Below are 17,650 nucleotides of genomic sequence, written 5' to 3' on the forward strand. Positions count from 1 at the left end.
ACACGGGTACCGCGGTACCACCTCACTTACCGGAACATGACGATCCGGCCGCTCATTACTGCTGTGACGGGCTTACCCGTCCGGTTCTACTTGGCCTGGATGCTCGTGCGGTTTCCCGCCGGGCGTTCAGTGCCGTTCTTCCGGAAGCTCACCGGTGATGGCCGGGTCGAAGCTGGTCCTTTTAGTCTAGCGGCAGCGGAGCGTTGGACTCTACTCGGCCGCCCCTGCACCGGCAGCAACCTTCTGGGGTGCTTTAGCCCTCTTTGCGGATCAGCTTATGGTTGGCGGCTTGGGCAACCGGGCGCACGGTGATGTGGTCCAAGTTGATGTGATGCGGCAAGGAGACGGCGTACTTGACGACGTCGGCTACGTCCTGGGCGGTGAGCGGCTTCTCTACCCCGGCGTAGACCTTTTCGGCTGCTTCTTTGTCCCCGAGCCGGTTTAGTGCGAATTCCTCGGTGTAGACCAAGCCTGGTGCTACTTCGATAACCCTGAGGTTGTTGCCCACTTCTTCCAAGCGCAGCGCATTGGTCATGGCGTGCTGGGCGAACTTGGCGGCGTTATAGCCGCCGCCGCCCTCGTACGCGGCGAGCGCAGCGGTGGAAGTCAGGTTCAGGACCGTGCCCTCGCCGTTCTTGCGCAGCATCGGCAGGAAGGCCCTGGTGATCTTCATGGTGCCCAGAACGTTCACCTTGTACATCCAGTCCCAATCTTCGCTATCGGCATTGGCGATGGTGTCCGCACCACGAGCGCCGCCGGCGATGTTGATGAGGGTGTCGGCACCTCCGGCTTCGGTGACTGCCGCGAGCAGGGCCGCGACGTCGTCGTCGTGCGTGATATCCGCCGCGAACGGAACCGCTCCGGTCTGGGTACCTAGCGCCTGGAGCCGGTCGGCCCTGCGTGCCACGGCGAATACCTTCCATCCTGCGTCGGCCAAGGCCCTGACCGTCGCCTCGCCGATGCCGGTGCTGGCGCCCGTGACGACGGCGGTTTTGTTCAACGCTGCGGAGTTGTTGTGTGAAGGCAAAGTCATGGAACCACCATATCCGGCGCACAATGCCATCGGCTGGCTAACCCATGAGATTCAGCAGGCAAGAACCCATGAAACAATTGGTCCATGGCTGAATCAACGCAGGGTACAGACACGCCCGCCACCGCCCCGATCAACGTTCCCGACAAGCCGGCCCTTGAAGGCCTGGAGGCTGCTCTGACGCAGCGCTGGCTGGACGAAGGAACCTACAAGTTCAACCCGGACACCACCCGGGAGCAGGTCTACTCGATCGACACTCCCCCGCCTACGGCCTCCGGCTCACTCCACGTGGGCCACATGTTCTCCTTCACGCAGACCGACGTCCAGGCCCGTTACATGCGCATGACGGGGAAGAACGTCTTCTACCCCATGGGTTGGGACGACAACGGCCTGCCAACGGAGCGCCGCGTCCAGAACTACTACGGTGTGCGTTGCGATCCTGCGATTCCTTACAACGCTGACTACACTCCCCCGGCCCAGCCGGCTAAGAACCAGCGCGATTTCGACGTCGTTTCCCGCCAGAACTTCATCGAACTGTGCGAGGAACTTGCCGTTGAGGACGAGAAAGTCTTCGAGAACCTGTTCCAGACCCTTGGCTTGTCCGTGGACTGGGACCTGACGTACCGAACCATCGACGACGCCTCGCGGGCGGTCTCCCAGCGGGCTTTCCTGGCCAACCTGTCAGCCGGTGATGCCTACATGGCCGAAGCCCCCACGCTGTGGGACGTAACGTTCCGCACAGCCGTGGCGCAGGCCGAGCTCGAAGACCGCGAAGTGGCGGGTGCCTACTACCGCTACCCGTTCTTCACTGAAGACGGCGAAAAGATCTTCATCGAGACCACCCGTCCGGAACTTCTCGCGGCTTGCGCAGCTTTGGTTGCCAACCCCGACGACGAGCGGTACCAGCCCTTGTTCGGCAAGACCGTGAAGTCTCCCCTGTTCGACGTCGAGCTTGAAGTCAAGGCACACCCGCTCGCGAAGGCTGATAAGGGCTCCGGCATTGCCATGGTCTGTACGTTCGGTGACCTGACCGACGTCACGTGGTGGCGCGAACTGCAGCTTCCCACCCGGGCCATCATGGGGCGTGACGGCCGGATCCTTGCCGACACTCCGGAGTGGATCACCACGGAGGCCGGAAAGGAAGCCTACGCCGCCATCGCAGGCAAGACTGCCTTCTCTGCCAAGGAAGCGGTAGTAGAGCTGCTCAAGGCCGCGGACCTGCTCGATGGCGAACCCAAGAAGATCACCCACCCCGTGAACTTCTTCGAGAAGGGCGACAAGCCACTTGAAGTTGTCACGTCCCGCCAGTGGTACATCCGCAACGGCGGACGCGATGAGGAACGCCGCGAACGCTTGATCGGCCGCGGCCAGGAGATCGACTTCCACCCCGCGTTCATGCGCTCCCGCTACGAGAACTGGATCGCCGGGCTCAACGGTGACTGGCTGGTATCCCGCCAACGGTTCTTCGGCGTGCCGATTCCCGTCTGGTATCCCCTCGATGCCCAAGGCAACCCGGACTACGACAACCCGATCCTGCCCTCCGATGAGATGCTCCCCGTGGACCCCGCCGCGGATGCTGCCCCGGGATATGAGGAGTCGCAGCGCGATCAGGCCAACGGGTTCACGGGCGACGCCGATGTCTTGGACACGTGGGCTACGTCTTCCTTGACACCACAGATCGTGGGCGGCTGGAGCCGGGACGAGGAACTGTTCTCCAAGGTCTTCCCCTTCGACCTCCGCCCGCAGGGCCACGACATCATTCGCACGTGGCTGTTCTCGTCTGCCGTACGCGCAGACGCATTGCAGAACACGGCTCCTTGGAAGCACGCTGCCATCTCCGGCTGGATCCTGGACCCCGACCGCAAGAAGATGTCCAAGTCCAAGGGCAATGTTGTGGTGCCCACTGATGTGCTGAACGAGTACGGATCCGATGCCGTGCGCTACTGGGCTGCGTCTGCCAAGCTGGGAGCCGATACCGCGTACGAGATCGCCCAGATGAAGATAGGCCGCCGCCTTGCCATCAAGTTGCTCAACGCATCCAAGTTCGTCCTCAACCTCGGCGCTACGGAAAACTCAGTGGCTACTTCCGACCTGTCGGTCGTGACCAACCCGCTGGACCGTGCCCTGCTCGCCCAGCTGTCCGACGTCGTCGCGCAGTCCACCAAGGCGTTCGATAACTACGATTACGCCCGTGCCCTGCAGATCACCGAAACGTTCTTCTGGCAGTTCACGGACGACTACGTCGAACTCATCAAGGACCGCGCGTACGGTGCTGCAGGTGAGGCGGAGCAGGCTTCTGTCCTGGCGGCCCTCGCCACCACCCTCGATGCCCTGCTGCGGTTGTTCGCTCCGTTCCTGCCCTTCGCCACTGAGGAAGTCTGGGGCTGGTGGCGTAACGGTTCCGTCCACCGCGCCCAGTGGCCGGCGGCCCTGGAAATCAACGACGGCGACACCACCATGCTGGGCACTGTGGGCATTGCCCTCAGCGGCATCCGCAAGGCGAAGTCCGAGGCCAAGGTAAAACAGCGCACCGCTGTTCTCTCTGCGTCCATCTCGGCATCGGAGCTGCTGATTGCACAACTCAAGGCCGGCTTGGGCGACCTCAAGGCTGCCGCCAACGCCCAGGAAATTGCCCTGGTGGCGGGCGACGGCGATTTGACGGTCAGCGACGTTGTCCTCGCTCCGGCAGAGGAAGTGCCGGCGTCCTAGGCTGCCGGTCCTCGTTTTTGGGCAAAGGGGAAGCCCCATCAGCGTTTTGCCGTTGGTGGGGCTTCGACTTTGCGGCTGTCTGGTGACGTCTTGACAGTCTGGCGGAATCCTTGGACTTTCAGGTCTTCCTACCTCGTCACTGGTAGCTTGCTTCCAACTTTGCCAAAGGCTGCGTTGGTTGCATGTCACTGAATCTTCGGTTTCCGTGTCCCTCATCTTTCGAAGTGGGTAAGAACAATTGTTGTCCCGCTAACGGGGATGCACAAGGCCTTCGGCTGAACTACACATCTGTAGTTCGGGGCCCCGCCATCGGGCCTCTCGGGCCGCCTCCCCTGCCGCACGAAGACCATCTTGTGGCAGAGTATGACCCATGCCGGAACTGCCCGAAGTGCACGGCTTGTGCATGTACCTGGACACGCAACTCCATGGAAGCGTGCTGAGCGAAGTCCGAATAAATTCCTTCTCAGCCCTTAAGACCGCCGACCCTCCCTACACCGAACTCCAAGGCCGGACAATCCACGGGGTGAAGCGTCTCGGTAAGTTTGTCTGCATCGACACCGACGGGCTCTTCTTCGTGTTTCACCTGGCAAAGGCCGGCTGGGTTCGATACACAGAGCATCCGTCCTCAGCCGGGTTGCGCATGGGCAAAAGCAACATCTCAGCGAGGCTCCTGCTTCACCGACCTTCCGATGATGCCCACATAGGCCTGGACCTGACCGAAGCTGGAACCAAGAAAAGCCTGGCCATCTATGTGGTCCGGAATCCGCAGGAAGTGCCCGGGATCGCAACCTTGGGCCCCGAACCGCTCAGCCCTGACTTCGACGTCGACGCCCTGGCAGCGATACTCGCTTCGAGCTCACAGCAAATCAAAGGACTGTTGCGCAGCCAAAGCGTCATCGCCGGCATTGGAAATGCCTACAGCGATGAGATCCTTCATGCCGCGAAAATATCCCCTTTCGCCAACTCCAAGTCTCTGGATCAAAAGACTGTGGCACGCCTCTACGAGTCGATGCAGGAAGTCCTGGTGGGGGCCGTCAACGCTGCCGCGGGAAAACCATCCAACGAACTGAAAGACACCAAGCGCAGTAACTTCCGCGTGCATGCACGGACCGGGCAGCCATGCCCGGTGTGCGGAGATACAGTCAGGGAGGTGTCCTTCGCGGACACCTCCCTGCAGTATTGCGCAACCTGTCAGACCAACGGGAAAATCCTCGCGGACCGAAGAACCTCACGGTTCCTCAAGTAGTGCTGACACAGGCTCCGGTTAGTGGAACTCGGGGCTTTCGGTGCGGCTGCGCTTGAGTTCAAAGAAGTGCGGATATCCGGCGAGTGTGACGGTGGCGTCCCAAAGCTGGCCCGCTTCTTCGCCACGGGGGATGCGGGTGAGTACCGGACCAAAAAACGCGATTCCATTGACGGCCACCACCGGAGTTCCCACATCTTGGCCCACCAGTGAGATACCTGCCTCATGGCTGGCGCGGAGCTGTGCGTCGTACTCATCGGAATCGGCGAACCTGGCCAGATCGGCAGGGAGTCCCACCTCGGCCAGGGCCTTCTGGATAACGGCCGCCCGATCCTTGTTGCCTTCAGCGTGGATCTGCTGACCCATGGCGTCGTACAAGGCTTTGACGTAGCTGTTGCCGTGCAGTTCCTGGGCCGCAATGATCACACGAACCGGGCCCCAACTCTCGTCCATCATGGCCCTGTACTCGTCAGGAAGGTCGCGATCCTCGTTAAGGACGGACAGGCTCATGACGTGCCACTCGGTGTCAATGCCGCGCACCTGTTCCACTTCGCCGATCCACCGGGACGTGACCCAAGCGAACGGACAGATGGGGTCAAACCAGAAGTCGGCCTTGTTGGTGGATGTGACGGGCGCAGTGACGTCTTCGGGCACAGTAATATCTTCGGGCACAGTAACTCCTTGGGAGCTTGGGAAACACGGGCTCGTGGGTCAATCCCGGAGGAGACCCCTTCGCTTAGCCAAACAGAAGGTTAGGCAGACTTATTCCGGCGCTTCGCCACGACGTCGTGGGCAATCATGGTGGGCTGCGCCTTCTTGCTCACTACATCGGCCGTGATGACCACCGCACCGATATCGTCCCGGCTGGGGAGATCGAACATGACAGGCAGCAGGACTTCTTCCATGATGGCTCGCAAGCCACGGGCGCCCGTGCCGCGCTCAAGGGCCTGATCCGCGATGGCATCCAGCGCGTCCTGGTCGAATTGCAGCTCCACTCCATCGAGCTGGAACATCTTCTGGTACTGCTTCACCAGGGCATTCTTGGGCGTGGACAGAATCTGAATGAGTGCGGGCCTGTCCAAACTTGAGACAGTGGTGATCACGGGGAGGCGACCGATGAACTCGGGGATCAGACCGAACTTCAGCAGGTCCTCGGGCATGACCTCGCCGTAGGTGTCCACCTTGTCCCGGGAGTCGTTCAAAGGCGCTCCGAAACCGATGCCCTTACGTCCGGACCTGGAGCCAATGATGTCCTCGAGGCCGGCGAAGGCGCCAGCGACGATGAACAGGACGTTAGTGGTGTCGATTTGGATAAACTCCTGATGCGGATGCTTCCGACCGCCCTGTGGCGGTACCGAGGCGACCGTGCCTTCCAGAATCTTCAACAGTGCTTGCTGCACACCTTCACCGGAAACATCCCGGGTAATGGAGGGATTTTCGCTCTTACGCGAGATCTTGTCGATCTCGTCGATATAGATAATGCCTTGTTCGGCCTTTTTGACGTCGTAGTCCGCCGCCTGAATCAGCTTCAGGAGGATATTCTCAACATCCTCACCTACATAACCGGCCTCAGTGAGAGCCGTGGCATCGGCCACGGCGAACGGCACGTTGAGCCGACGAGCGAGCGTCTGGGCAAGATAGGTTTTCCCGCAACCGGTAGGCCCTATCAGCAAGATGTTCGACTTGGCGATCTCCACATCCTCGTGATGTGAGCCTTCGCCCAAGCTACCGGACTTCGGCGCGTGGCCGGCTTGGATGCGCTTGTAGTGGTTGTAGACGGCAACAGCCAAAGACCGTTTGGCCGGTTCCTGGCCAATAACGTATTCCTGCAGGAAGTCGAAGATCTCGCGAGGCTTGGGCAACTCGAAGCTGCCGAGATCAGAAACCTCCGCCAACTCCTCTTCGATGATCTCGTTGCACAACTCGATGCACTCATCGCAGATGTACACACCGGGCCCGGCAATCAGCTTCCGAACCTGCTTTTGGCTCTTCCCGCAGAAAGAACACTTCAGCAGATCCGTGCTCTCGCCAATCCGAGCCATGTGGAAATCCCTTCGTTGCAAACGGGTGATGCAGCTGAGCGCCGCCATCAAGTGTGCGGCGAAGCCGCGGCCGACACCACCGTGACACCATCCACTCTAGGTCACGATGGGGTGCATCGGTGGAAAGAGAACGCCGGTGCGGTTCACATTTCCCGAACCGCACCGGCGCGCACTACTGATTCTTACTGTCCGTCCCCCGCTACTACCGGGTGATTGCCTGGGGCTTGATCTTCCGGGAATCGAGAACCTGGTCGATCAATCCATAGGACATCGCCTCGGCAGCGGTCAGGATCTTGTCGCGCTCAATATCGTTGTTGACCTGCTCGGACGTCCGGCCTGAGTGGTGCGCCAGCGTGTCCTCAAGCCACGTACGCATGCGCATGACTTCCGCCGCCTGGATCTCAAGGTCCGACGCCTGGCCACCCTGGCCACCGGAGAGGGCGGGCTGGTGGATCAGCACGCGGGCGTTCGGCAGGGCCAAGCGCTTGCCCGGGGTACCTGCAGCGAGCAATACGGCTGCCGCACTGGCTGCCTGGCCGAGGCATACCGTCTGGATCTCCGGACGGATGTACTGCATGGTGTCGTAGATGGCCGTCATGGCCGTGAACGATCCACCAGGCGAGTTGATGTACAGCGTGATGTCGCGATCCGGGTCCGTTGACTCAAGGACCAGAAGCTGGGCCATGATGTCGTCCGCGGAAGCATCGTCAACCTGCACCCCAAGGAAGATGATGCGGTCCTCAAAGAGCTTGGTGTAGGGATCCTGGCGCTTGAAGCCATACGGCGTGCGCTCTTCAAACTGGGGCAGGACATAGCGGCTGGACGGGAGATTACCGGCAGACCATCCGAAGTTGTAGTTCATGTTCTTTACTCCTGGGGTTTCAGTGGTTCGTGATGCCGGTTAGTTCTCGGAGTTCGACTCGCCGTTCGTCTGGTTAGCCGTTCCACCGCCGCCTGCAACCGAGCCGGCGTGCGCCGAGATCTTGTCGAAAAAGCCGTATTCCAGCGCTTCTGCGGCCGTGAACCACTTGTCGCGGTCGTTGTCCTTGAGGATGGTCTCCACGGTCTGCCCGGTTTGATCTGCAGTGAGCTCGGCCATGACTTTCTTCATGTGGAGGATGAGTTCCGCCTGGATCTTGATGTCAGAGGCCGTTCCACCGATGCCGCCGGACGGCTGGTGCATCAGGATGCGCGCGTTTGGCGTCGCGTAGCGCTTTCCCTTGGTACCGGATGACAGGAGGAACTGGCCCATGGAGGCAGCCAACCCGGTGGCTACCGTCACGACATCGTTCGGGATGAACTGCATGGTGTCATAGATGGCCATACCGGCAGTGACCGAACCACCGGGCGAGTTGATGTAAAGGTAGATGTCCTTCTCGGGATCCTCGGCCGAAAGGAGGAGGAGCTGCGAGCAGATGGCGTTGGCGTTCTCGTCACGGACTTCAGAGCCGAGCCAGATGATGCGCTCTTTCAGCAGGCGGTTATAAATGTAGTTGTCCTGGGCTGCGGGATCGACAGTTGCCATCCGGGGAGCCTCTGATTGCTGTGACATAAGTACTTACCTCTCGCTGGTGTCAGTGATTTCACTGAACTTCACTGAACTTCACTACTTGGACACTAACCGTTTTGAACGGCGATTTGTTCGCCGGAATCGCACTGTTCGCTGACGGCGCACGTCTGCGTTCAGCACCAGTGTTCAGCCTTAAAGCAAACCGACCCCGGATCATCTGATCCGGGGTCGGTTTTGTTGCTGAGTGCTAGAACTTCACAGCTGCTGGGTCGTCGTTGGCGGCGACGACAGATTCTTCGGCCTGCTCCTCGGTGTCGATGTCCTCTGCGGCGACGTCGCCTGCGGGGCGCACGAAGCTCGTGAGGTCAACCTTGTTGCCATCGGCGTCAACAACCTCGGCCTGGCCCAGGACTACGGCCAAAGCCTTACGACGGCGAACCTCGGAAACCATCATGGGAACCTGGCCGCTCTGATCAATGATCTGGGCGAACTGGTTCGGATCCATGCCGTACTGGCTTGCGGTGGTGACGATGTAGTCGATCAGCTCGTTCTGGCTGACGTCCACTTCTTCCTTGTCAGCAATCGCGTCCAGGATGATTTCGTTCTGGAACGCGCGCTGGGCGTTGGCCTTGACTTCGGCGCGGTGCTCTTCGGTGTCGTGGTCGCCTTCACCGTGGGCGTTCTCCGGGTTGAAGTGCGCCTCGATCTGCTCTTCGACAACGGACTCCGGAACCGGCACCTCAACGAGCTCAACGAGCTTGTCCAGGACCTTGTCCCGAGCCTCAACGCCCTGTCCCACTACCTTGGACTCTGCAGCCTGCTTGGCGAGGTCCTCGCGGAGTTCGCCAATGGTGTCGAACTCGGAGGCCAGCTGGGCGAAGTCATCGTTGGCCTCGGGGAGTTCGCGCTCCTTGACGGCCTTGACAACAACCTTTACCTGGGCGGCTTCGCCTGCGTGGTCGCCGCCAACGAGGGTGGTGTCGAAGATCGCTTCTTCATCGGCAGAGAGGCCGGTGACGGCTTCGTCGAGGCCTTCAAGCATGGTGCCGGCACCAACCTGGTAGGACAGCCCTGACGCGGAGTCGATTTCTTCGCCGTCGATCGTTGCGGTGATGTCGATGGTGAGGAAGTCATCGTTTTGCGCCGGACGCTCCACGGACTTCAACGTGCCAAAGCGGCCACGCAGTTCGTCGAGCGCCTTGTCGACGTCGGCCTCGGAGGATTCGGTAGAGGCAACCTCAACCTTAATCCCGGCGTAGTCCGGCAACTCGATCTCAGGGCGGACGTCAACCTCGACCTGGAACTTGAGCTCTCCATCAGTGGAGGACGGGTCCGGAACTTCGGTGATCTCGACCTCGGGACGGCTCAGCGGGCGAACGCCGGTTTCCTGAACAGCCGTCTGGTACCAACCGTTAAGGCCGTCATTGATTGCGGTCTCCAGCACGTAGCCACGGCCGACGCGCTGGTCGATGAGCTTGGAGGGAACTTTGCCCTTGCGGAACCCGGGAACCTGGATCTGCGAAGCAACGGTCTTGTACGCGGCATCGATACTCGGCTTCAGTTCCTCAAAGGGAACCTCAACGTTGAGCTTGACCCGCGTTGCGGTGAGGTTCTCGACAGCGCTCTTCACAGTCTAAGTACTCCTGATTTTGTGGGTATGGGGTTCTGTCGCATCCCTGAAGCGGACACAAACACAGAGTCGGGGTGACAGGATTTGAACCTGCGACTTCCTGCTCCCAAAGCAGGCGCTCTAGCCAAGCTGAGCTACACCCCGAATGCACAGGACAGTCTACGGGCAAGCAAGCCAGGAATGCACATTTGACACTGCCGCCGGAATTAGGTTTAGTTGTACCCGGCTTCAACAGCCGCCGGGAAGTTGCCTTGGAGTCAGGAAGTTACCTGACCAAGTCAAGTCATCCTGGGGACGTAGCTTAATGGTAAAGCCTCAGTCTTCCAAACTGATTACGCGGGTTCGATTCCCGTCGTCCCCTCCACCAGCGCCCCGATCCACGGATCGGGGCGTTTCTGCGTCACTGGCACACTCCCTTTCCCTGCACGCTCCAGCTGCGGGGCTCAGCTACTTTGGCAGCCCGGGCACCAGTACAACTTGCGACCAGCCATCTCAGCCAGGCCCACCGCTGTCCCGCACGTCCGGCAGGGCAGTCCGTTGCGCTTGTACACGTAGTGGGCATCGGCGTCGGGGGCTGTTTCCGTGCCGACGGGCCACAAAGCTTTAGGCGTCGTCACAATCCGGCCGGAACGGACGCCGTCGGACATGACCGCCACGGCGTCGTCCCAGAGGCGCCCGGCCACTGCGGGGGCAACATTGTTGCCCGGAAGGTGCGGATCCACACCCTGCCGGAAGAGGACTTCGGCCCGGTAAATATTTCCGACGCCGGCCAGCACCGACTGGTCCATCAACAGCAACGCCACTGCAGTCTTGCGCCGACGCAGCCGCCGAATGAACTCCTCGCGGTCCCCCGGCTCGTTGTGCAGTGGGTCGGGGCCGAGACGTCCCAGAACCGTTGCAGCCTCAGCTTCGGTGATGACAGCACACGTAGTGGCTCCACGGAGATCGGCCCACCCGTGCGCCGAGACCAGCCGGACGCGAACGGCTCCCACCGGGGCGGGCGGGCCGCTGTATCCCTCCCCGTCCTCGCTGGTAGCCTTACCGGTTTCCCGTTCACCTACCCGTCGCGGTGCGCCAATACTGGAGGCTCCGGTGAACGAACCGTCGCCGCCGAAACTCCATGCCCCGTAGAGGCCCAGGTGGACGTGCAGGTAGAGGCCATGGTCAAACCGTAGGAAGAGCTGCTTTCCGTGCGCCAGCGCTTCCACTATGGTGTGTCCGGTGAGCAGATGCGCACCGGCGGCAAACCGTCCTTGCGGACTGGATACGTCCAACTGCTGGCCGCCAAAAACATCTTGGAATTGACGCGCCAAGCGATGGATTGAGTGGCCTTCGGGCACTACTGGACGATCTCGCCGGTGGCCTCGTAGGTGGCGATCTTTCCGATCCTGCGCACGTGGCGCTCGTCGTTGCTGAAGGGTTCCTCCAGGAACGCTTCAATCAACCCGGTTGCTTCCTCGACCGAATGCTGGCGGCCGCCCACGGCCACCACGTTGGCATCGTTGTGTTCGCGGGCCAGCTTGGCCGTGGACATGTTCCAGACCAAGGCAGCGCGAACTCCCTTGACCTTGTTGGCCGCAATTTGTTCGCCATTGCCGGAACCACCCAAGACGATGCCGAGGGCGTGCACTCCCGCCTGCTGGTCGGCGACGACGGCCGCAGCGGCATTGATGCAGAACGACGGGTAATCGTCCAAGGCGTCGTACACCTTGGGTCCATGGTCAACGACGTCATATCCCTTGGCCGCGAGGTGGCTGACAAGGTGGGCGCTCAGTTCCATGCCGGCGTGGTCCGTAGCGATGTGGACGCGAGGTGTAGTCACAGCTGTTCCGTTCTTTGTGGCCCGTCTTAGTGGCGCCGGTACGGCACCCGGCCGGGTGCGGCGATCAGGGATTCGCTACCTAGGTTACCGCTCCCCCGGAGGTTAGGCCTGCCCGCCGTGCTGGGCCCTGTTCGCGGCGCGATTGAGGATCCCCGCGACCTTATCCGCTGCGTCTTGGGTGCCGGCGCTCAGCGCCACGCGGCGCCCGTTCCTCTGGTTGACGACGACGGCGGGCCCGCTGCTGACGAGCATGGCGGTGCTGTCTTCCTGGTGCCGCAAACCCCAGCCTCCAAAATCGGCGGCCTTCACATCGGCGGCCGCTGCTGCGGATATGTCTCCGGCCGGAACCCGCAGGACGCGAAGAACGCCAGCGGCAAACACCTGCAGCCCGTCCCGGTCGGCCCGAACCCGTGCGAACAGGAAACTTGCAGCCACCAACGCGGCAGCCGCCACCAAGGCCCCGAGCCATGGAATCACCACGGCGATCAACGCAGCCGGAAACCCGGCGGACACGATGATCATGACGAAGACCGAACTCCTTGCGTGGACCCACATCCTGAGACTGTCCCTGGCGAGGTCGGGGTCAGCCAGCAGGCGCAGCTCGCTCTGCAGTGCGGCGTCGTCCTCGGCCGTCCAGCGGGGGTCCGGCTTGAACGCGAACATCATCACCACACCGAGCGCCAGAGCAGCGCCACTGCCCATCGCCAGCACGATGGGGTCAACATGCGAAAGGCGTGCGTTTCCAACGCCCGATTGACCAACGAGCCCGGCGGCAAGGACAGTCGTCATGAAGAGGCTGACCATGAGGCCGATGCCCATCATGATTCGCCGCATCACCACAGGCCTGGAGAGAGGGACAGCCTGGATAAACGTCACCCAACCGAAGAGCGCAATAAGTCCCGAGCCTCCGGCTACGTACGCGCCGAAAGGCGCAAAGGAACTGCCGCCGTCGGCATTCCACATGACAGCTACCGGATCAGGGAGGTTGTTGCGCAGCATTTGCGAGCAGAATGCAAAGCCGATGGCGAGCAGCATCGGAAAGACCAACGCGAACCGAAGAGCGCGGAGATCGAGAGTTTCCCGGAACGTTCCCATGCTCCAACGCTACTCCGTGGAACCGACACTTTGGCGGGCTTCCTTGCCATCCAGCCCAGAAGTGAAAGACTGTCTTCACACCAAACGGCCATCCACCGGCCGGTCAGCATATCCGGAGGAATCACTTGCCAGGCCTGAACCTAACGCGCAGCGAAGCTGCGACTCGTGCCGCATTGCTCAACGTCGAGTCGTACAACGTCACATTGGACCTGACCAAGGGACCTGAAGTTTTCGGTTCCACCACCGTCGTGAAGTTCTCCGCCGTTCCGGGATCCACGACTTTCATTGACGCCATCACCCATGCCGTGCACAGCGTTACCCTGAACGGGAACCCTTTGGACCCGGCGGAGGTGTCCGACGGCGTTCGGATCCAGCTCCCGGACCTTGCAGCCGCGAATGAACTCGTGGTCGTAGCCGACGCTCCGTACATGAACACCGGCGAGGGCCTCCACCGATTCGTGGATCCCGTCGATGGCGAGGCGTACCTTTACACCCAGTTCGAGGTCCCGGATTCACGGCGCATGTTCGCTGTGTTCGAGCAGCCTGACCTCAAGGCGAGTTTCACGTTCACCGTCACAGCTCCCTCGTATTGGGATGTCGTTTCCAACTCCCCCACGCCGGTACCTACCGAAATAGAGACGGCCGAAGATGGCAGCGCACGTTCAGTGTGGAAATTCGCTCCGACTCCAAGGCTGTCCTCCTATGTGACGGCACTGATCGCAGGTCCGTACCAGTCCGTGCGCTCCGAGGTCACGGGTTCGGACGGGCGAGTTATTCCCCTCGGACTGTTCGCCCGCACGTCACTCATGCAGTATTTGGACGCGGAGAACATCTTTGAGTTGACCCGGCAGGGATTTGCATTCTTCGAGGGACAGTTCGGCCACCCTTATCCGTTCGAAAAATACGATCAGCTCTTTGTCCCAGAGTTCAACGCCGGTGCCATGGAGAACGCCGGTGCGGTGACCATCCTGGAAGGGTACGTCTTTCGCGGCAAAGTCACCGGCGCCCAGGTGGAACGGCGAGCCATCACCGTTCTTCACGAGCTGGCACACATGTGGTTCGGGGACCTCGTCACCATGCGTTGGTGGAACGACCTGTGGCTCAACGAGTCCTTTGCCGAATACATGTCCCACTTGGCTGCGGTGGAGAACACTGAGTTCAAGAGCGCTTGGACCACCTTTGCCTCAGTGGAGAAGTCCTGGGCCTACCGGCAGGATCAGTTGCCCACTACGCACCCGATTTTTGCCGAGATCAATGACCTTGCGGACGTAGAGGTCAACTTCGACGGCATCACCTACGCCAAGGGCGCCTCCGTGCTGCGGCAGCTGGTGGCGTGGGTAGGCCAGGAACAATTCATGACCGGCGTCCGGTCGTACTTCGCCAAACATGCCTGGACCAATACGGAACTGGCCGATCTGATGGTGGAGCTTGAGGCAGCAAGCGGCCGGGACTTGGATGGCTGGGGCAGGTTGTGGCTGGAAACTGCCGGGGTGAACACTTTGGCCCCCGCGGTTGCTGTCGATGACTCCGGCGCCATCACCGACTTCGCGATCCTCCAGACAGCGATTGATGCACAGCCCACGCTCCGCCCACATCGCTTAGCTGTTGGCTTCTACACACTCTCGGGACAAGGAAAGCTGGAACGCACCCACCGTGAGGAGCTCGACGTCGATGGGCCCCGCACCGAAGTGCCGGCGCTGGTGGGCTTGAACCGTCCGGACCTCATCTTGATCAACGACGACGACCTCGCCTATGCCAAAGTCCGGCTCGACGAACACTCACTGGCCACGGCGAAGTCCCATCTCAAAGACTTCGCCGAGAGCCTCCCGCGCACCCTGGTGTGGGGTTCGGCCTGGGATGCTGCCCGCGACGGTGAAACCCCCGCGCGGGGCTATGTGGATCTGATTCTGGCGAACATTGCCCACGAAACAGACTCGTCCGTGATCCTGGTCCAACTGCGCCAACTCGCCACCACGTTGACCTACTACGTCGCAGCCGAGCACAAGCTGGACACCACCATCAAAGCTGCGGACAAACTATGGAACCTGGCACAATCGGCGGAAGCCGGCTCTGACGCCCAGTTGCAATTCGCCAAGTCCTTCGCGCAACTTGCGCGCAGTGAAGGGCAGTTGGACCGCATACAGGCCCTTCTCGACGGGACGGACGCCCTGGAAGGACTCACCGTGGACCAGGACATGCGGTGGGAGCTGTTGACCGCCCTCGTGGCAGGCGGGCGCCAGGGCCAGGATCGCATCGACAATGAACTTGCCCGGGACAACACCTCCAACGGCCAGAACGCAGCGGCGCAAGCCACAGCCGCCATCCCGACGCCGGAAGCCAAGGCCGCCGCGTGGGAGTCGATTGTGGTCAAGGGAGAGCTCTCCAATGCCCTGCAGGCCTCGGCCGTGGCAGGATTCATGCGCGTGCCAGACACAACCCTCCTAGAGCCGTACGCGGAAAAGTACTTCGAAGCGGTGCCCGGAATCGTCAAGGAACGTACACACGCCTTGGCCCAGCAGATCGTCGTCGGGCTCTATCCGGCCCAACTCACCACCCAGGCAACCGTGGACCGGACAGATGAATTCCTGGCAGGGTTGCCGGAAGACAGTGCTGCGCTTCGGCGCATGATGCTGGAAAACCGCGACGCCGTTGCCCGCGCCCTCCGCGCCCGGGCGGCCGACCACTGAGCAGGCCCCTTCCACGTCCGTGCGGGCGGTCACTGGCCACGGCTAAACTGTCCGCATGGGCCTGAACGAACACCACTACGCCGTGACCGTGCGCTGGACAGGCAACTTGGGCGAAGGCACTGCAAGCTATCGCGGCTATTCCCGCGACCACGATGTCCAGATTCCCGGGCTGCCGGTCCTGCAAGGCTCCGCCGACCCCACATTCCACGGCGATCGCTCCCGTTACAACCCTGAACAATTGCTTCTTGCCGCCCTCTCGCAGTGCCACATGCTGTCTTTCCTTCACGTCGCCGTCAAGCATGGAGTGGTGGTGACCGGCTACGAGGACAACGCAGAGGGCCTCATGATCCTCAACCGGGATGGCAGCGGGCAGTTCCAGAGCGTGACGTTGAAACCCTCCGTCACCATCGACAACCCGGAACACGCAGAACTCCTGGCCCAACTCCACCACGAAGCCAACCAAGTGTGCTTCATCGCGCGCAGCGTCAACTTCCCGGTCCACCACGAGCCAACAACGACGACGGCGGCTTAGCCCCCTGCCCGACTGCATTCGAGCCCTGTTCGACCCGCTGAGGGAACGCGAGGTGACTCCACGGCGATAGTGTTGAACGTGGAAACAGTGTTCCGCACCCGGCGAACACTGGCCGACGACAAGGAGTTATTCCACCTTGACCTCACTCCCCCTTGCAGGGACCCTTGCACCGGAAAGCATAGATGTGGTGTCAATCCTCATCACGGTGGGCATTGGCCTGGTCGTGTGGATCGTGGCACGCTTCATCATCGTTAGAATCACCAGGCGCGTATCTGCCGGTACCACCTTTTTCAAGAAGCCGCACTTCAAATGGGTTCAGCCGGCCATTCGCGCCCTGGACCATGAACGGCGCTCACAACGCGCGGAAACCATCGGTTCGTTGCTGACAAGCCTTGTCAGCGTCATCGTTGTGGTGATCGTCATCATCTACGTGCTCAAATTCATGAACGTGGATGTCGCGCCCCTCCTGACCAGCGTGGGAATCCTGGGCGTTGCCATCGGTTTCGGCGCGCAGCAGTTGATCAGGGACTTCCTCGCCGGCATCTTCATCACCATCGAGGATCAATACGGCATCGGCGACGTGATCGTTACCAGCGAAGTGGTTGGCACCGTTGAATCCGTGGGACTGCGGATCACCCGCGTCCGCGCCGAGGACGGAGCCATCTGGTACCTCCGGAACGGCGAAATCCTGCGCGTGGGCAACCGCTCCCAAGGTAACTACGTTCCGCTCGATGCGCCCGATGACAGCGACGATCCGGACGCGCACGCCGCCTCCATGGCACCTGCTGGCGCCATGTCACCCGCTACGCCGCGCCCGGTCAAAGTTGAGGAGAAATCGAATGACTAATACCAGCCCTGATCCGTCACCGGCGCCGGAAGCAGGTCAGCGACGCCAACTGATGCAGAACGATCCCTTCAGCCAGCCAACATACACGGACAGCTTCTACGCTGCGGTTGGCGGGCACGAAACCTTCGTCAAACTCATCGATGTTTTCTATGACGGAGTAGCAACGGATCCGATCCTTCGGCCCATGTATCCGGAGGAGGACCTGGGCCCGGCCAAGCGGCGCTTCCTGATGTTCCTCGAGCAGTACTGGGGTGGCCCCACCACCTACGGCGAAGAACGTGGACACCCGCGCCTACGCATGCGCCATATGCCGTTCCAGGTAACCCCCGAAGCGAAGGACCGGTGGCTCCTCCACATGCGGACCGCCGTCGACTCCTTGAACCTGCCGCCCTTGCATGAGGGAACGCTGTGGGACTACATGGAGCGCGCGGCGCTCACCATGATCAACAGCCCATCCGCCGGGACGCAACCCGGCCCGTGAACACCGGCTTCTGGGCTGGGGA

General features: G+C 61.3%; 15 protein-coding genes and 2 tRNA genes. 7 read left to right on the forward strand and 10 right to left on the reverse strand.

Annotation, left to right across the window (positions count from 1 at the left end; all coding sequences use genetic code 11):
- Positions 1-253: 253 nt before the first annotated feature.
- On the reverse strand, positions 254-1,033 hold the full coding sequence (locus tag QRN42_RS02995) for an SDR family oxidoreductase (RefSeq protein WP_284978018.1): 780 nt from the start codon (positions 1,031-1,033) through the stop codon (positions 254-256).
- 84 nt (positions 1,034-1,117) lie between these two features.
- Here QRN42_RS02995 and valS point away from each other — a divergent pair, with 84 nt between their 5' ends.
- Positions 1,118-3,739, forward strand: coding sequence for a valine--tRNA ligase (gene valS, locus QRN42_RS03000; protein WP_284978019.1), 2,622 nt, complete (start codon positions 1,118-1,120; stop codon positions 3,737-3,739).
- Positions 3,740-4,109: 370 nt separating this feature from the next.
- Positions 4,110-4,985, forward strand: a complete 876-nt coding sequence (locus QRN42_RS03005; protein WP_284978020.1) for an Fpg/Nei family DNA glycosylase — start codon at positions 4,110-4,112, stop codon at positions 4,983-4,985.
- A gap of 18 nt (positions 4,986-5,003) precedes the next feature.
- On the opposite strand, the gene QRN42_RS03010 is transcribed toward QRN42_RS03005, so the two are convergent.
- The 6 genes from QRN42_RS03010 to QRN42_RS03035 all read right to left on the reverse strand — a co-directional run bounded on the left by QRN42_RS03010 (position 5,004) and on the right by QRN42_RS03035 (position 10,308).
- Positions 5,004-5,654 (reverse strand): mycothiol-dependent nitroreductase Rv2466c family protein, encoded by a 651-nt coding sequence (locus tag QRN42_RS03010; protein ID WP_284978021.1) that lies wholly within the window; start codon positions 5,652-5,654, stop codon positions 5,004-5,006.
- Between the two features lie 80 nt (positions 5,655-5,734).
- A complete protein-coding gene (gene clpX / locus QRN42_RS03015) occupies positions 5,735-7,024 on the reverse strand; it encodes an ATP-dependent Clp protease ATP-binding subunit ClpX (RefSeq protein WP_284976464.1) in 1,290 nt (429 codons plus the stop codon).
- Positions 7,025-7,226: 202 nt separating this feature from the next.
- Entirely contained in the window at positions 7,227-7,886 is a 660-nt protein-coding gene (locus QRN42_RS03020; RefSeq protein ID WP_284976463.1) for an ATP-dependent Clp protease proteolytic subunit, read from the reverse strand.
- A 39-nt stretch (positions 7,887-7,925) separates the two neighbouring features.
- The gene (locus QRN42_RS03025; RefSeq protein WP_284978047.1) at positions 7,926-8,549 is read right to left on the reverse strand and encodes an ATP-dependent Clp protease proteolytic subunit; all 624 of its coding nucleotides are present in this window, start codon (positions 8,547-8,549) and stop codon (positions 7,926-7,928) included.
- A gap of 232 nt (positions 8,550-8,781) precedes the next feature.
- The gene (gene tig / locus QRN42_RS03030; protein ID WP_284978022.1) at positions 8,782-10,164 is read right to left on the reverse strand and encodes a trigger factor; all 1,383 of its coding nucleotides are present in this window, start codon (positions 10,162-10,164) and stop codon (positions 8,782-8,784) included.
- A gap of 69 nt (positions 10,165-10,233) precedes the next feature.
- Positions 10,234-10,308: transfer RNA gene (locus QRN42_RS03035), tRNA-Pro, on the reverse strand.
- Positions 10,309-10,454: 146 nt separating this feature from the next.
- Between QRN42_RS03035 and QRN42_RS03040 the strand changes: the two genes are divergently transcribed.
- Positions 10,455-10,528: transfer RNA gene (locus QRN42_RS03040), tRNA-Gly, on the forward strand.
- Between the two features lie 79 nt (positions 10,529-10,607).
- Here QRN42_RS03040 and QRN42_RS03045 read toward each other — a convergent pair.
- The 3 genes from QRN42_RS03045 to QRN42_RS03055 all read right to left on the reverse strand — a co-directional run bounded on the left by QRN42_RS03045 (position 10,608) and on the right by QRN42_RS03055 (position 13,081).
- Positions 10,608-11,504, reverse strand: coding sequence for an Fpg/Nei family DNA glycosylase (locus QRN42_RS03045; protein ID WP_284978023.1), 897 nt, complete (start codon positions 11,502-11,504; stop codon positions 10,608-10,610).
- Positions 11,504-11,986: a ribose-5-phosphate isomerase gene (locus tag QRN42_RS03050; RefSeq protein WP_284978024.1), complete on the reverse strand. Its 483-nt coding sequence runs from the start codon at positions 11,984-11,986 to the stop codon at positions 11,504-11,506. Before QRN42_RS03050 ends, QRN42_RS03045 begins: the two co-directional genes overlap by 1 nt.
- 102 nt (positions 11,987-12,088) lie before the next feature.
- Positions 12,089-13,081 (reverse strand): hypothetical protein, encoded by a 993-nt coding sequence (locus QRN42_RS03055; RefSeq protein ID WP_284978025.1) that lies wholly within the window; start codon positions 13,079-13,081, stop codon positions 12,089-12,091.
- A 125-nt stretch (positions 13,082-13,206) separates the two neighbouring features.
- Here QRN42_RS03055 and pepN point away from each other — a divergent pair, with 125 nt between their 5' ends.
- The 4 genes from pepN (at position 13,207) to QRN42_RS03075 (ending at position 17,628) form a co-directional block, all read left to right on the forward strand.
- Positions 13,207-15,768: an aminopeptidase N gene (gene pepN, locus QRN42_RS03060; RefSeq protein ID WP_284978026.1), complete on the forward strand. Its 2,562-nt coding sequence runs from the start codon at positions 13,207-13,209 to the stop codon at positions 15,766-15,768.
- Positions 15,769-15,823: 55 nt separating this feature from the next.
- On the forward strand, positions 15,824-16,300 hold the full coding sequence (locus tag QRN42_RS03065) for an OsmC family protein (RefSeq protein WP_284978027.1): 477 nt from the start codon (positions 15,824-15,826) through the stop codon (positions 16,298-16,300).
- 136 nt (positions 16,301-16,436) lie between these two features.
- Positions 16,437-17,147 (forward strand): mechanosensitive ion channel family protein, encoded by a 711-nt coding sequence (locus QRN42_RS03070; protein WP_284978028.1) that lies wholly within the window; start codon positions 16,437-16,439, stop codon positions 17,145-17,147.
- On the forward strand, positions 17,140-17,628 hold the full coding sequence (locus tag QRN42_RS03075; RefSeq protein ID WP_284978029.1) for a globin: 489 nt from the start codon (positions 17,140-17,142) through the stop codon (positions 17,626-17,628). The genes QRN42_RS03070 and QRN42_RS03075 overlap by 8 nt, the downstream gene beginning before the upstream one ends.
- The last annotated feature ends 22 nt before the right edge of the window (positions 17,629-17,650 follow it).

Source organism: Arthrobacter sp. fls2-241-R2A-200, assembly GCF_030209745.1.
In the GTDB taxonomy this organism is placed as follows: domain Bacteria; phylum Actinomycetota; class Actinomycetes; order Actinomycetales; family Micrococcaceae; genus Arthrobacter.